Below are 13,138 nucleotides of genomic sequence, written 5' to 3' on the forward strand. Positions count from 1 at the left end.
TCCGGGAAAAAAGGAGATGTGTTGACGGTCGAGTTTACGGTGATGGGAATTCCCTGCCTCGGGCTCAATGGCGGACCCGAGGTCAAGCACAACTGGGCATTCTCGTTTCAGGTCGCAACCGCTGACCAGGCCGAAACGGATCGTTACTGGAACGCAATCGTCGGCAACGGCGGCGAAGAGAATGTCTGCGGCTGGTGCCAGGACAAATGGGGCCTGTCGTGGCAGATTACGCCGATCGCTCTGACCGAGGCGATAACCGATCCCGACACCGCTGCCGCCAAGCGCGCGTTCGATGCGATGATGGAGATGAAAAAGATCGACATCGCTGCCATCGAGGCGGCGCGCCGCGGTTACTCCACACGCTGCGTGTGACGGTAATGCTGCCCCTGTCTTCGGAAAAGGCGGACATGGATGTTCTGGCTCTGCGTTGATAGTCGGAATGATGATTTCTTCGATTTGGGCTCTGAGGGACCCGTCTTCGTAGAAAAACAGGTAACAAGCAGTATCCACTGGGAATCCCATGACAACCGATAACGCCAACGACATTATTATCTACCAGAGTCCCGATGGCACCACCTCACTCGACGTTCGCCTTGACCATGAAACCGTCTGGCTGACTCAAAAGCAGATGGCGGAGCTGTTTGATAAGGACAGCGATACTATCGGCTTGCATATCCGTAATGCTTACAAAGAGGGGGAGTTGCAACCAGATGGAACTGCCGAGGATTCCTCGGTAGTTCAAAACGAAGGTACCCGCAAGGTTCGCAGAAATATCCGTTTTTATAATCTCGACGTCATTATCTCCGTAGGTTATCGGGTCAAATCCAGACAAGGGACCCAGTTCCGCCAGTGATGAAAAGGACACAATCGTCAAAGTGATTGTGAATTTAATTAACCGGCTGAATGATTGATATCACCGAATCAGGAGGAACCATATGATTCACAAGGCAGCAACGAAACACATACTCTCAGCGTTAGCGCTCCTGCTGATTGCTTCTGCATCGGCGGATGCATTCGTCTTCGACGTGTGGAAATCAGGCATGAAAACCGACCGGGTCATTGAAGCGGGGAAACGGAAGGATCTTTCCGTCAAGCCGGCGGGTGGCGGGTTGTTTTCGAAAAAGGAACCTGAAGATTTGGCCGTCAGGGTTGAATACCAATGTGACACCAAACTCATGGGGTATGATGCGAAGATACTGTTTTCCTTTTCCCCCTTGACTCGGGTACTCCACACGCTGCGTGTGACGGTAATGCTCTCCCTCTCTTCGGAAAAGGCGGACATGGATGTTCTGGCTGACGCCATTGCCCGGCAACTTGACACTAAATATGCGGATCAGGGCGAGCCCCCTGCTGAAAACATGATCGGAGGACTGGTCGACAAGGTGCGTGATGTCAAGCGCCGCAGTTGGAAGGGTGGCGGCGACACGGTAACAATGGAATCGCACTGGAAAATGATCAACGGAGAGGTGGTCGTACTGTACGTAGACGACAAACTGGCAGAAAAGGCAGCGGTTGAAGACCGGCGAGTCCGCGAGAAAAAACTGGAGCGTTCATCCGGCGATGACCGGAGCAAGTTCTAGGGGAATGGCCCTAAGCGGCCCCAGCCTGGCGGGCGGCTTCTGCATGCAGCTCAAGATCCAGCATTGAAACGATTTTGAGGATGGTATCGAACCCAGGAACTCGCTTCCCTTCCTTCGTATGTAGCACTCTAAGCCGAGGTTACCCATGTTAACGACTGGTTTTCAGATCGGGGTTTCGATCCTGGACTCAGTGAACGAAGGGCTCTACGTCTGTGATACCGACCGCCGGATTGTTTACTGGAGCAAGTCCGCCGAGCGGATCACCAGTTGGAGCGCAGAGCAGGTGGTTGGCCGAAAATGCATGGACAACATCCTGAGCCATGTGGACAAGGACGGCCGGAGCCTGTGCGGCGAGGAGTTCTGCCCCCTGTATCGCTGCATGGTCACCGACAAGGCGAGCAGTGCTCCCGTTATCGTCATCGGCCACACCAAGACCGGCGAGCGCAAACCGATGGCTGTGTACGTTGCCCCGATTCATGATGACAGCGGACGGGTGATCGGGGGAATAGAAACTTTCCTCGATTTCTCGGAAACGTTTTCGGATCTGGAGCGGGCCAAGCGGATTCAGACCCTCTCCCTGGATCACAATCTGCCGCAGGACAGCCGGTTCAGCTTTTCCCCCTTTTACCTTCCTTATGACATGATCGGCGGTGACTATTTCGCCATCCGCCGGCTGGATGACGACCACTACGGCTTTCTGCTCGCCGACGTGATGGGGCACGGCGTTGCTGCCGCCCTTTACACCATGCACCTGAGCTCGCTCTGGAGCCGTTACTACCATCTCCTCGGGCAGCCGGCAGAGTTTGCCAGTGTCCTGAACGGTGAACTGGGCATGGTTGTCAAGGACGAGTCCTTTGCCACTGCTGTCTGCGGCATCCTGAACGCGGCGGAAAGGAGCATGCGGATCGTATCTGCCGGCGGACCTCCTCTCCTTCTGGTGCGAGCCGATGGCCGGGCAGAACCGGTGACTGCTCACGGGCTGCCCTTCGGCATGATCGAAAACGTCGATTACGATGAAATCGAATTTTCGTGTGCAGCCGGGGACCGTCTGCTGATGTTCACCGACGGGGCCGTCGAAATCTGCAATGCCGACGGGCGTATGCTGGGAACGGAAGGATTGCTCGGCATCCTGCGCTCACAGGGATATCCGGAGGAACAGATCGTGCTCACGCGGCTACACGAGGCGCTGCTGAAGTATTCCAACGGGATGCGCCTGGATGACGACCTGACCCTGCTGGAGGTCCGTTTTTCCTGACTGTTGTGAATATATCTCGAGAGGAAATTCTTTCTGATCATGGCAAATATTCTCATCATCTATTCAACCACAGACGGGCAAACCAGAAAAATATGCCAAAGACTGCAACAGGTTATCGAACAGAAGGCACACCATGTAACGGTTGTCCCCATTCAGGATGCACCGCGCATTGACTTGACAGCCTTCGATAAGATCGTCATCGGAGCCAGCATCCGCTACGGAAAGCACAGCTCGCTGATCGTCGACTTCATCGAGAAGAACCGGTCATTCCTGGATAGCAGACCGAACGCGTTTTTTTCGGTAAATGTCGTCGCGCGAAAACCCGAAAAGAGCAAGCCTGAGCACAACCCCTACCTGCAGAAATTCCTCAGACAAATAGCGTGGAAACCACGAGAGCTGGCAGTTATTGCCGGTAAGATCGATTATCCGAGCTACCGGTTTTTCGACCGCCTGATGATTCGGCTCATCATGTGGATGACCAAGGGGCCGACCGACCCCAAGGCCGTTGTGGAATTCACCGACTGGGACCAGGTTGAGTCGTTCGGGAGAGTGGTAAGCGATATGTAGAAGAAAGGAAGAGGAGCCATGAAAAAGGCATTGCTGGTCATCGACGTGCAAAACGAATACTTCACCGGCGCATTGCCGGTAACCCATCCGGCCGGGAGCTTTGCCAACATTCTCGCGGCGATGGATGCCGCTACGGCGAACGGGATTCCGGTGGTGGTCGTCAGGCATTCGTCCGACCGCCCCGGTGCGGGGAGTTTCCAGCCGGGAACGCCGGCCTGGGACCTGCACCCCGAGGTGGCCCGGCGTCCCCATGACCTGCTGCTGGAAAAGCAGTTGCCGGGGAGCTTCACGAACACTGGCCTGGAGGCCTGGCTCCGGGAGAGGGGGATCGACACCATTGTCATCAGCGGCTATATGACCCAGATGTGCTGCGACACCACGGCCCGTCAGGCGTTTCACCGGGGTTTCGGCGTGGAGTTCCTCTCCGACGCCACGGGGACGCTGGCGTTTACCAACAGCGCCGGCTCCGTCACTGCCGAGGAGCTTCACCGGGCGGTGCTGGTGACCCAGCAACTTATGTTCGCCACGGTGATGACCACGGCGGCGTGGATAAGCGTTTTAGAAAAGGGATAGGTGTTGACGACATGCCCCTTCTAGATACGGGGAAGCAGTCGAATACCAAGGGCTGCTGTCGGCAAAAGCGGTGATTCCTTGTTGCCGCGTTATTTCACCCTCTTCTCGGCTGACCGATAAACGGCAAGGTTTTCCCGCTTCCCGACGGCTACCACGATGACTACGATACGGTTGTCGTCAACCTGATAGACAAGGCGGTAGCCGGCATTCCTCAGTTTGATCTTGTAGCAGTCCGCCATGCCGGAGAGTCTGGCCGAATCAACTCGGGGCCGATCCAGTCTCTCGGCGAGTTTTTTCTTGAACTGTTCACGGATTGCGCCGTCGAGCTTTCGCCACTCCTTCAGGGCCGATTCCTTGAATTCGAGCTTATAGCTCATGGAGGGAAACCTTGACGGTTGGCTCGTTCTCCCGCTCCTTGACGACGCGCGTCAGTTCGTAATCTTCCAGCTTTTCCATGAGTGCTTCGAATGCTTCGGCCGGAATAAGGTAGGCGCTGGGCTTGTTGTGGTTGAGGATTGCCACCGGTGAGCCTTCGGCCTGATTGATGATGCGTGAAGGATTTTTTTTCAGGTCGCTGATGCTGACTGATGCTTTGGCATAGAGTCGTTCCATAAAAAGACCTCTTTTGAGATATTGGCTTGGCTATAAATATAGGTCTTTTTCCTGCGTGCGCCAACTATTTTATCGGCAGAAAATACGCAAGATCGGAATAGCGACGGTTCCTGACTTGATGGTAGCTTCTCTCTCGGAGGTCACGCCATGCCACCACGCGATATAACCCTCGACGACCACCGGCAGCGGATCAGGCGGGTCCTGCTCCACATCGAACAGCACCTGGACGAACCACTCTCCCTGGAGACCCTGGCCGCGATCGCCTGCTTCTCGCCGTTCCACTTCCACCGGCTCTTCGCAGCCCATGTGGGGGAGACCCTCCATGGATACGTGCGGCGGCTTCGCCTGGAGCGCGGGGCGATGCGGCTCGCCCACGGGGAGGAGAACGTCACCGGGGTTGCCCTGCAGGCCGGCTACGAGACGCCTGCCGCCTTCACGAGGGCGTTTCGCGAGCGCTTCGGCGTGAGCCCCACCGACTACCGAAAGGAGAGGACCATGGAAAGATGCCTGGAGCGGGAAGGAACGGAAGGGATGACGGCGGTGGAGGAGACGATGCCGATCGAGGCTGATATGCGGAAGTTCCCGGAAACGAGGGTGCTGTTCGCACGGCGCACAGGGCCCTACGGCACGGTTGCCGCCGGGGCGTGGGAGGCGCTCATGAAGTTCGCCTACTCCCGGCGACTCATGGCCAAAGATACCCTCCTCATCGGCATATCCCACGATGACCCGTCCGTCACTCCCGAGGAGAGCATCCGCTACGACGCCTGCATGACCTTCACCGGCGACGTGAAGCCGGAAGGGGAAGTGGGGGTGAAGACCATCGCCGGAGGGCGCTATGCCGTCTTTCTCCACAAGGGGCCTTACGAGCGGTTCGCCCAGACCTACCGGTCGATTTTCTCCCGCTGGCTCCCGGAAAGCAGCGAAAAGCTGCGGGATGCCCCCTGTTTCGAGATTTATCTCAACCGCGACCCGCGCCGCACCAAGCCCGAAAATCTTCGCACCGAGATCTGGGTGCCGGTTGGGTGATTTGTATAGAGCATTTACGTAGATTGCATCTGTCTGCAGATTTTTTAGTATCACTAAAATTTTAGTTTCGCTATACTCCCCCCGTGAGCACTCTCGCCTTTACCCTCATCGTCATCTCCGCCGTGATGCACGCCCTCTGGAACCTGCTGGTGAAACGGAGCCGGCACAAGACCGTCTTCATCTGGTGGATGTTCGTGGCCTCCAGCTCCCTCTTCACCCTCTCCCTGCCGCTTCTGCCGGAGCGGTTCCGGTGGCCCGACCCCATGACCCTCCTGCTGGTGACGGCGGGGGCGGTCTGCTTTGTCCTCTACCACCTCTTCAACGGCCGCGCCTACCGGGGGGGCGACCTGTCGGTGGTCTACCCCCTCTCCCAGACCTCCATGGTCTACGTGCCGGTCTGGGGGATGAGCATCCTGGGGGAGCGGCTGACGACGCCAGGGCTCGCCGGCATCCTGCTGGTGATCCTGGGGGCCTTCTCGGTGCAGATGGAGCGCCTCTCCCTGGACGAGTTCCTCCGCCCCTTCCGCAATCTCGGCTCCTCCACGGTGCGCAGCGCCCTTACGGCGGGGTTCATCTACTCCCTCGGCTCCATCGCCGAGAAGGTGGGCGTCCGGGACTATTCCCCCCTCTACTTCACCTACTTCCTCGTCCTGATCATGCTGGGGCTCATGTCGGTGAACCTGCTCCGCCCCTGCTACCGCCCCCTGATCGTTGCCGAGCTGCGGGAGCACTGGCCGCTTATCCTTGTGAGCGGGCCGGTGATGATGGCGTCGTTTCTCACCTTCCGCTATGGGTTGAACCTCTCCCCCATGAGCTATGCCGTGCCGGTCCGCCAGGTGAGCATCCTGATGGGGGTGCTGATCGGCATCCTCTTCCTCGGCGAATCGTGCGGCCGGATCCGTCTCGGCGCGGCGCTGGTGATTCTCGCTGGCGCCATAATGATCAGGCTAGGATAGTCCAACCTCCCGAACCGCTTGATTTTTTGTGTAGCTTCCGGCACTGTTAGTTGTGTCTCACGGAGATGCTCTGCAGGAAAGGAGGCGCATAGATGATTGGCAAGCTCGTCTGGTTGGTAATTTCGGTGGTTGCGGCGGGTTCTCTTGCCGTGGTGACCGGCGTGGTGAACCCGGGGGAGAAGGTGAACGCCCTCTGGCTCGTGACGGCCGCCGCCTGTTTCTATCTGGTCGCCTACCGGTTCTACGGCGCGTTCCTTGCCGCCAAGGTCCTCTCTCTCAATCCCCTCCTGAAAACGCCGGCCCGGCGCCTGGCCGACGGCATGGACTACCACCCCACCAACCGCTGGGTCCTCTTTGGCCACCACTTCGCGGCAATCGCCGGGGCAGGTCCCCTCATCGGCCCCATGCTGGCGGCCCAGTTCGGCTACCTCCCCGGTTTCCTCTGGCTCCTCATCGGGGCCGTCATGGTGGGGGCGGTGCACGACATGGTGATCCTGGCGGCGTCGGTGCGGCGCAACGGCCGTTCCCTGGCCCGGATCGCCAAGGACGAGATCGGTCCGGTGGGGGGGCTGGCGGCCTCCCTGGCTATCCTCTTCATCCTGATCGTGGCCCTGGCAGGGCTCGGGCTTGCCGTGGTGAACTCCCTGGCCAAGAGCCCCTGGGGGACCTTTACCATTTTCCTCACGATCCCCATCGCCCTCTTCATGGGGCTCTACCTCTACAGGATCCGCCCCGGCCGGGTGGGGGAGGTGAGCGCCATCGGCTTCGTGCTCCTGCTGGCGGCGGTCTTCAGCGGCCACTACATCCCCGGCTCCCCCCTGGAGCCCTTCTTCAGCCTGGGGAAGGGAGGCCTGACCATCGCCATGGCCGCCTACGGCCTCATCGCCTCCATCCTCCCGGTCTGGATGCTCCTCTGCCCCCGGGACTACCTCTCCACCTACATGAAGATCGGCACCGTAATCCTCCTGGCCTTCGGTGTCATCTTCATGGCCCCCACCATCCAGATGCCGGCGGTGACGGAGTTCGTGGCCGGCGGTGGCCCCATCATTCCGGGGAAGCTCTTTCCCTTCATGTTCATCACCATCGCCTGCGGCGCGGTCTCCGGGTTCCATTCCCTCATCTCCTCGGGCACTACGCCGAAGATGATCATGAGCGAGCGGGAGATCCCCATGATCGGCTTCGGCGCCATGCTGGCCGAGGGGTTCGTGGCGGTCATGGCTCTGGTGGCGGCCACGATCCTCATTCCCGGCGACTACTTCGCCATCAACACGAAGCTTTCCTTTGACGCCATCGGGGCCCTGGGCTATCCGGTGGATCGGGTGCGGGAGCTGTCGGCCATGGTGGGGACCGACGTGGCCGGCCGCCCTGGCGGTGCCGTGTCACTGGCAGTGGGGATGGCATCCATTCTTTCGTCCCTTCCCGGCATGAAGGGGCTGATGCCCTACTGGTACAACTTCGCCCTCATGTTCGAGGCCCTCTTCATCCTCACCACCGTCGACACCGGCACCCGGGTGGCGCGGTTCCTCCTCCAGGAGCTGGGAAGCCGGGTCTACGCCCCCCTCGGCCGCCAGAACTGGCTTCCCGGCATCATCCTCACCAGCCTTCTCGTGGTGGTCGCCTGGTCGTACCTGATCTGGTCGGGGAACGTCTCCACCATCTGGCCCATGTTCGGGGTCTCCAACCAGCTCCTGGCGGCCATTGCCCTGGGGGTCGGCACCACGATCCTCATCAAGAGCGGCAAGGCCCGCTACGCCTGGACCACCGTCCTCCCCATGGCGTTCATGTACGCCACCACCTTCACTGCCGCGTGGCAACTGACCGGGAGTTTCCTCGGCAAGGCCGCCGCGGCTGCCACGGCTGCCGAGGCCTTCACCTTCAGGATGAACGCCGGGCTGGTGGTGGTCATGGCCGTCCTGGCGGTGGTGACCCTCATTGACATGCTCCTCAAGTGGTACGGCTACCTCACCGAGCGGAGGGCCATGACCACGAGCGAGGTGCTGGAGTTCGAGGAAACCGCATGATCATCACCCTCATCGCAGCCATGGACGAGAACCGGGTCATCGGGAAGGAGGGGGCCATGCCGTGGCACCTCCCCGACGACCTGGCACGCTTCAAGTCAATCACCATGGGGCATCCGGTCATCATGGGGAGGAAAACCTTCGCGTCCATCGGTCGACCGCTCCCCGGGAGGCTGAATATCGTCCTCACCCGGCGGAAGGGATACAGCCCCGAAGGGGTGGCAGTTGCCCGAACCCTTGACGAGGCCCTTGCCCTGGCCGGTACTGCCGGGGAGGTCTTCGTCTGCGGCGGCGGTGAGGTCTACCGGGAGGCGCTCCCCTTGGCCAACCGCATCCATCTCACCGTTGTCCACCGCCCCTACGAGGGTGACACGACCTTCCCCAAGCTTCCCGCCGATTTCGTGCAAACGGCCCGGGAAGAAGGAGAGGGGGAGCCCCCCCACGAGTTTCTCACCTACGAGCGGAGGAAGGGGTTGACGCAGTGAGCGCCGCGTCCCGCCGCTTTTCCGTCTTCCTCGTCCCTGCCGCCGACGGCCGCCGTTGGGCCGAAGGGGTGATCCGGGAGCTGGCCGCCCGCTACGACGCCCCTCCCTTCGAGCCCCACGTGACGGTCTACGGCGGGAGTTACACCGAGGAGTCGGAGCTGGCGCCGCTGTGCCGGACCCTTGCCGATGGGGCAACGGAGACGGGGCCCATCACCCTGCGGGTGACGGGGCTCCAGGTGACGGAGGAGTATTTCCGGACCCTCTTCGTCGCTTTCGAGGAGGAACCCCGCCTGCGCCGACTCCACGAAATGGTGAAGGGGGCAGTGGCGAACGATTCGGGCTACGTGTTCGTGCCGCACCTCTCGCTTCTCTACGCCGACATGCCGCTGGCGGCCAAGGAGATGGCGGCCAGCACCGTCTCCCTCGACCGGGAGGAGATGCGATTCGACGAGGTGAAGATCGTCGCCCCGGACCCGGTTACCGGCTGGAGCGACGCCAGGCGGTGGCAGACCCTTTTCCGGGTGCGGCTTGACGGGAAAGACAGCCAGGAGGTGGAGCGATGCGCGCGATGATCTTCGACGGCCCGGCGAGGCCCCTTCGCCTTGCCGATGTGCCGGTGCCCGAACCGGGTCCCGGGGAGGTGCTCCTGAAGGTCCGCGCCTGCGGCATCTGCCGCACCGACCTCCACATCGTGGACGGCGAGCTTGCGGAGCCGAAGCTTCCCCTCATCCCGGGGCACCAGATCGTGGGGAGCGTGGTGCGTGTCGGCGAGGGAGTCGACCGTTTTGCGGAAGGAACGCGGGTGGGGGTGCCGTGGCTCGGTTCCACCTGCGGCGTGTGCCGCCACTGCCGTGGGGGGCGCGAGAATCTCTGCGACGGGGCCCGGTTCACGGGCTACCACCGGGACGGCGGTTTTGCCGAGTACGCCGTGGCCGACGCCCGCTTCTGCTTCCCGATCCCCGAAGGGTACCCGGATCTGCAGGCGGCGCCGCTCCTCTGCGCCGGGCTCATCGGCTACCGCTCCCTGGTCATGGCGGGGCACGGAGAGCGCCTCGGGATCTACGGCTTCGGTGCCGCGGCCCACATCGTCACCCAGGTGGCCCGGTTCCAGGGGCGGCAGGTCTTTGCCTTCACCCGGTCCGGCGACGCCGGGGGGCAGGCTTTTGCGCGGGAGATGGGGGCCGTCTGGGCGGGGAGCGCCGGGGAGCGGCCGCCGGAGGAGCTGGACGCCGCCATCATCTTCGCCCCGGCAGGGGAACTGGTGCCGGCGGCGCTCCGGGCCGTGGGGAAGGGGGGCGTCGTGGTCTGCGGCGGCATCCACATGAGCGACATTCCGCCGTTCCCCTACGACATCCTCTGGGGTGAGCGGAGCATCAAATCGGTGGCCAACCTGACCCGCCGGGACGGAGAGGAGTTCCTCGCCCTCGCGCCTCGGGTGCCGGTCCGGACCGAGGTGCAGCCCTATCCCCTGGAGGCCGCCAACGGGGCACTGGACGACCTTCGGCGGGGGGCGATCCGGGGGGCGGGGGTGCTTGTGGTGGGGCCATGATCGGTTTCCGCAGAGGGGTAGCCGTTATGTTAAATGGCTGAACGACTGTCGTAATTCGTTAGGGGGTACGAGCAGTATTTCTCCTATTTTACAGCTTATTGAGGCCGATTATGGTTGTTGGGTGGCTTTCGCGATAACGTTATAACACTGGCTCGAATCTTGAATTTGAATGCTCGGGTCAGGTGAACGGCAGTGCCGTAACGGGTATCGCGAGGCGCACCATGGAAGCATCACACGTCGAGGAGTGGTTTGAGCGTGGAGTCGAGGCCCTGGGGCATGGCCATGTCTATCTGGCGCGGACCTGCTTCGAGCACGCGGCACGGGTGAAGTCGCATCCCGCGGCCTGTTCGTACCTCGCCCTCTGCCAGGCGAAGACCCGCGGGAAGTTCAGCGACGCCATCGCCTTGGCCCGGGAGGCCATTGCCCGTGAGCCCCACAACCCACTTCTCTACCAGAACCTGGGGCGCATCTACCACCTGGCCGGCAGGCGGCTCGAAGCGGTCGAGGTCCTGCGCGAGGGGGTGCGGCGCGGGGCAGGGGAAGATGCCGTTGCCGAGCTGAACCGTATCGGCACCCGGAAGCCGCCCCCCTTCCGGCGTCTCCATCGCGATCATCCGCTCAACAAGTATGTGGGCAAGCTTCTGGCGCGGCTCAGGCTGCGGTGAGGTGCGGGAAAAAATAGAGAAGGGCGTCCGGATGGCCGGTCGCCCTTCTCTATTTCCGGTCGGGGATTGACGGGGCCGAGGTGCCGGTGATACTTTCCATTCCATGGAAACGAGCCGCAGTGAAGCCATCGTCCTTACCGCCATGGACTACCGGGAGAGCGACCGCATCGTCACCCTCTTTACCCTCCAGCACGGCAAGGTGCGCGGGGTGGCAAAGGGGGCCAAGCGGAGCGTGCGGCGCTTCGGCCCGGCCCTGGAGCCCTTCGCCCGCCTGAGCGTGGAGCTGGTGGTGCGGGAGGGGCTCTCCTCGGTGCGGAGTGCCGACATCGTCACCCTCTATCCCCGCATCCGGCAGGATCTCCGCTCTATCGGCCTTGCCGGCTACGCCGTGGAGCTCGTGGACCGCTACCTTCCCGACGGGGCGCCGAGCCCCCGGCTCTTTCGGCTCCTGACTGCCTACCTGGAGCGGCTCGACGGGGGCGAATCCGTTCCGTCGGACCGCCGCTTCTTCGAGGCGAATTTTCTCAACATCCTCGGCTACCGGATTTCCCTGGACCGCTGCTCCTCGTGCGGCGTGGACCTCCTGCCCGGCGCCGAGCGGCGCGTCGGCGGTGCGGGGACGGTCCTCTGCGCAGGCTGCGGCCGGTACGGCGCTCCCATCGGGCCGGATACCGCGGCGCTCCTGGCCCGGTGCGTCGCCACCGGCCGGTTCGGGGCGGTGCTCTTTCCCCCCGCGTTCCTGCAGGAGGTTGGGCCGCTCCTGGACGGCGCCATCGCCACCCACCTCACCCGTCCCCTCAACTCCCTCGCCTTTTTGAAGCAGATTGAACCCGATTAATCCTTGACACGCCCCGCCGGACAATGTAATCTTTCCGACTCTAATTGCCCGTAACTTGGACTCTTTTTAAGTTTCATCAAACGCCGTTCACAACGGGTAAAGAACTCTCATTTCATGCCGATGGAGGAGCTGTTTTGACCTTTCAAGACCTGATTCTCTCCCTCCAGGGGTACTGGGCCAAGCAGGGGTGCGTGATTCAGCAGCCCTACGACACCGAAAAGGGCGCCGGTACCTTCAACCCAGCCACCTTCCTCCGCGTCCTCGGCCCCGAGCCCTGGAACGTTGCCTACGTCGAGCCCTCCCGCCGCCCCACCGACGGCCGCTACGGGGAGAACCCCAACCGCCTCCAGCACTACTACCAGTTTCAGGTCATCATGAAGCCGTCCCCCCTGAACATCCTGGACCTCTACCTGGATTCCCTGCGGGCCTTCGGCATCGATCCCCAGAAGCACGACATCCGCTTCGTGGAGGACGACTGGGAGTCGCCGACTCTGGGAGCCTGGGGGCTTGGGTGGGAAGTGTGGCTCGACGGCATGGAGATCACCCAGTTCACCTACTTCCAGCAGGCGGGCGGCATCGACCTGAAGCCCGTATCTTCTGAGATAACCTACGGCTGCGAGCGGATCGCCATGTACCTCCAGGGGGTGGACAACGTCTACGACCTGGAGTGGGTCAAGGGGGTCAGCTACGGCGACATCCACCACCGGAGCGAGGTGGAGTTCTCCACCTACAACTTCGAGGAGGCGGATGTGGCGATGCTCCTCCAGCTCTTCACCATGTATGAGAAGGAGTGCGTCCGGCTCGTGGAAAAGGGGCTCGTGCTTCCCGCCTACGATTTCGTCATGAAGTGCTCCCACACCTTCAACCTCCTGGACGCCCGGGGGGCCATCTCGGTCACCGAGCGGGCCTCCTACATCGGCCGGGTGCGGAACGTGGCGCGCCTCTGCGCCGAGGGGTACCTGAAACTGCGCGAAAGCCTCGGCTTCCCGATGCTGAAGAAGTAGCCACCACGAA

At 61.8% G+C, this 13,138-nt stretch carries 17 protein-coding genes; 15 read left to right on the plus strand and 2 right to left on the minus strand.

The window, feature by feature from the left end; translation table 11 throughout:
• From RCH91_RS08140 to RCH91_RS08165, 6 genes are all read left to right on the plus strand, one after another.
• Positions 1–372, plus strand: a 372-nt coding sequence (locus RCH91_RS08140) for a VOC family protein (RefSeq protein ID WP_306534132.1), incomplete at its 5' end; no start/stop codon positions are given.
• Positions 373–520: 148 nt separating this feature from the next.
• On the plus strand, positions 521–853 hold the full coding sequence (locus RCH91_RS08145; RefSeq protein ID WP_306534133.1) for a virulence RhuM family protein: 333 nt from the start codon (positions 521–523) through the stop codon (positions 851–853).
• A gap of 82 nt (positions 854–935) precedes the next feature.
• Positions 936–1,580 (plus strand): hypothetical protein, encoded by a 645-nt coding sequence (locus RCH91_RS08150; protein ID WP_306534134.1) that lies wholly within the window; start codon positions 936–938, stop codon positions 1,578–1,580.
• Between the two features lie 145 nt (positions 1,581–1,725).
• Positions 1,726–2,835, plus strand: coding sequence for a SpoIIE family protein phosphatase (locus RCH91_RS08155; RefSeq protein WP_306534135.1), 1,110 nt, complete (start codon positions 1,726–1,728; stop codon positions 2,833–2,835).
• Between the two features lie 39 nt (positions 2,836–2,874).
• Positions 2,875–3,402: a menaquinone-dependent protoporphyrinogen IX dehydrogenase gene (gene hemG / locus RCH91_RS08160; RefSeq protein ID WP_306534136.1), complete on the plus strand. Its 528-nt coding sequence runs from the start codon at positions 2,875–2,877 to the stop codon at positions 3,400–3,402.
• Between the two features lie 18 nt (positions 3,403–3,420).
• Positions 3,421–3,975: a cysteine hydrolase family protein gene (locus RCH91_RS08165; protein ID WP_306534137.1), complete on the plus strand. Its 555-nt coding sequence runs from the start codon at positions 3,421–3,423 to the stop codon at positions 3,973–3,975.
• A gap of 89 nt (positions 3,976–4,064) precedes the next feature.
• On the opposite strand, the gene RCH91_RS08170 is transcribed toward RCH91_RS08165, so the two are convergent.
• Positions 4,065–4,352, minus strand: a complete 288-nt coding sequence (locus RCH91_RS08170; protein ID WP_306534138.1) for a type II toxin-antitoxin system RelE/ParE family toxin — start codon at positions 4,350–4,352, stop codon at positions 4,065–4,067.
• The gene (locus tag RCH91_RS08175) at positions 4,342–4,587 is read right to left on the minus strand and encodes a type II toxin-antitoxin system Phd/YefM family antitoxin (protein ID WP_306534139.1); all 246 of its coding nucleotides are present in this window, start codon (positions 4,585–4,587) and stop codon (positions 4,342–4,344) included. Before RCH91_RS08175 ends, RCH91_RS08170 begins: the two co-directional genes overlap by 11 nt.
• Before the next feature lie 147 nt (positions 4,588–4,734).
• On the opposite strand from RCH91_RS08175, the gene RCH91_RS08180 reads away from it, so the two are divergent.
• The 9 genes from RCH91_RS08180 to glyQ all read left to right on the plus strand — a co-directional run bounded on the left by RCH91_RS08180 (position 4,735) and on the right by glyQ (position 13,128).
• Positions 4,735–5,613: a GyrI-like domain-containing protein gene (locus tag RCH91_RS08180; protein ID WP_306534140.1), complete on the plus strand. Its 879-nt coding sequence runs from the start codon at positions 4,735–4,737 to the stop codon at positions 5,611–5,613.
• 83 nt (positions 5,614–5,696) lie between these two features.
• Positions 5,697–6,569 (plus strand): EamA family transporter, encoded by an 873-nt coding sequence (locus tag RCH91_RS08185; RefSeq protein ID WP_306534141.1) that lies wholly within the window; start codon positions 5,697–5,699, stop codon positions 6,567–6,569.
• 92 nt (positions 6,570–6,661) lie between these two features.
• Entirely contained in the window at positions 6,662–8,590 is a 1,929-nt protein-coding gene (locus RCH91_RS08190; RefSeq protein ID WP_306534142.1) for a carbon starvation protein A, read from the plus strand.
• Entirely contained in the window at positions 8,587–9,072 is a 486-nt protein-coding gene (locus tag RCH91_RS08195; RefSeq protein ID WP_306534143.1) for a dihydrofolate reductase, read from the plus strand. Before RCH91_RS08190 ends, RCH91_RS08195 begins: the two co-directional genes overlap by 4 nt.
• Positions 9,069–9,644 (plus strand): 2'-5' RNA ligase family protein, encoded by a 576-nt coding sequence (locus RCH91_RS08200; protein ID WP_306534144.1) that lies wholly within the window; start codon positions 9,069–9,071, stop codon positions 9,642–9,644. The genes RCH91_RS08195 and RCH91_RS08200 overlap by 4 nt, the downstream gene beginning before the upstream one ends.
• A complete protein-coding gene (locus tag RCH91_RS08205; protein WP_306534145.1) occupies positions 9,632–10,621 on the plus strand; it encodes a zinc-dependent alcohol dehydrogenase family protein in 990 nt (329 codons plus the stop codon). The genes RCH91_RS08200 and RCH91_RS08205 overlap by 13 nt, the downstream gene beginning before the upstream one ends.
• A 221-nt stretch (positions 10,622–10,842) precedes the next feature.
• On the plus strand, positions 10,843–11,286 hold the full coding sequence (locus RCH91_RS08210) for a tetratricopeptide repeat protein (RefSeq protein ID WP_306534146.1): 444 nt from the start codon (positions 10,843–10,845) through the stop codon (positions 11,284–11,286).
• Positions 11,287–11,389: 103 nt separating this feature from the next.
• Positions 11,390–12,124 carry a DNA repair protein RecO gene (gene recO, locus RCH91_RS08215; RefSeq protein ID WP_306534147.1) on the plus strand — a complete coding sequence of 245 codons (735 nt, stop codon included), beginning with the start codon at positions 11,390–11,392 and terminating at the stop codon, positions 12,122–12,124.
• Positions 12,125–12,258: 134 nt separating this feature from the next.
• Entirely contained in the window at positions 12,259–13,128 is an 870-nt protein-coding gene (glyQ, locus tag RCH91_RS08220; RefSeq protein WP_306534148.1) for a glycine--tRNA ligase subunit alpha, read from the plus strand.
• The last annotated feature ends 10 nt before the right edge of the window (positions 13,129–13,138 follow it).

Source organism: Geobacter sp. (assembly GCF_030834625.1).
GTDB lineage: Bacteria > Desulfobacterota > Desulfuromonadia > Geobacterales > Geobacteraceae > Geobacter.

What these genes read in the sequence shown, in the direction of transcription:
- RCH91_RS08150 (WP_306534134.1), top strand. Translation starts at nt 936, where the DNA reads ATGATTCACAAGGCAGCAACGAAACACATACTCTCAGCGTTAGCGCTC.
- RCH91_RS08190 (WP_306534142.1), top strand. Translation starts at nt 6,662, where the DNA reads ATGATTGGCAAGCTCGTCTGGTTGGTAATTTCGGTGGTTGCGGCGGGT.
- recO (WP_306534147.1), top strand. Translation starts at nt 11,390, where the DNA reads ATGGAAACGAGCCGCAGTGAAGCCATCGTCCTTACCGCCATGGACTAC.
- RCH91_RS08180 (WP_306534140.1), top strand. Translation starts at nt 4,735, where the DNA reads ATGCCACCACGCGATATAACCCTCGACGACCACCGGCAGCGGATCAGG.
- RCH91_RS08165 (WP_306534137.1), top strand. Translation starts at nt 3,421, where the DNA reads ATGAAAAAGGCATTGCTGGTCATCGACGTGCAAAACGAATACTTCACC.
- RCH91_RS08195 (WP_306534143.1), top strand. Translation starts at nt 8,587, where the DNA reads ATGATCATCACCCTCATCGCAGCCATGGACGAGAACCGGGTCATCGGG.
- RCH91_RS08170 (WP_306534138.1), bottom strand. Translation starts at nt 4,352, where the DNA reads ATGAGCTATAAGCTCGAATTCAAGGAATCGGCCCTGAAGGAGTGGCGA.
- RCH91_RS08145 (WP_306534133.1), top strand. Translation starts at nt 521, where the DNA reads ATGACAACCGATAACGCCAACGACATTATTATCTACCAGAGTCCCGAT.
- hemG (WP_306534136.1), top strand. Translation starts at nt 2,875, where the DNA reads ATGGCAAATATTCTCATCATCTATTCAACCACAGACGGGCAAACCAGA.
- RCH91_RS08210 (WP_306534146.1), top strand. Translation starts at nt 10,843, where the DNA reads ATGGAAGCATCACACGTCGAGGAGTGGTTTGAGCGTGGAGTCGAGGCC.
- RCH91_RS08155 (WP_306534135.1), top strand. Translation starts at nt 1,726, where the DNA reads ATGTTAACGACTGGTTTTCAGATCGGGGTTTCGATCCTGGACTCAGTG.
- RCH91_RS08175 (WP_306534139.1), bottom strand. Translation starts at nt 4,587, where the DNA reads ATGGAACGACTCTATGCCAAAGCATCAGTCAGCATCAGCGACCTGAAA.
- RCH91_RS08205 (WP_306534145.1), top strand. Translation starts at nt 9,632, where the DNA reads ATGCGCGCGATGATCTTCGACGGCCCGGCGAGGCCCCTTCGCCTTGCC.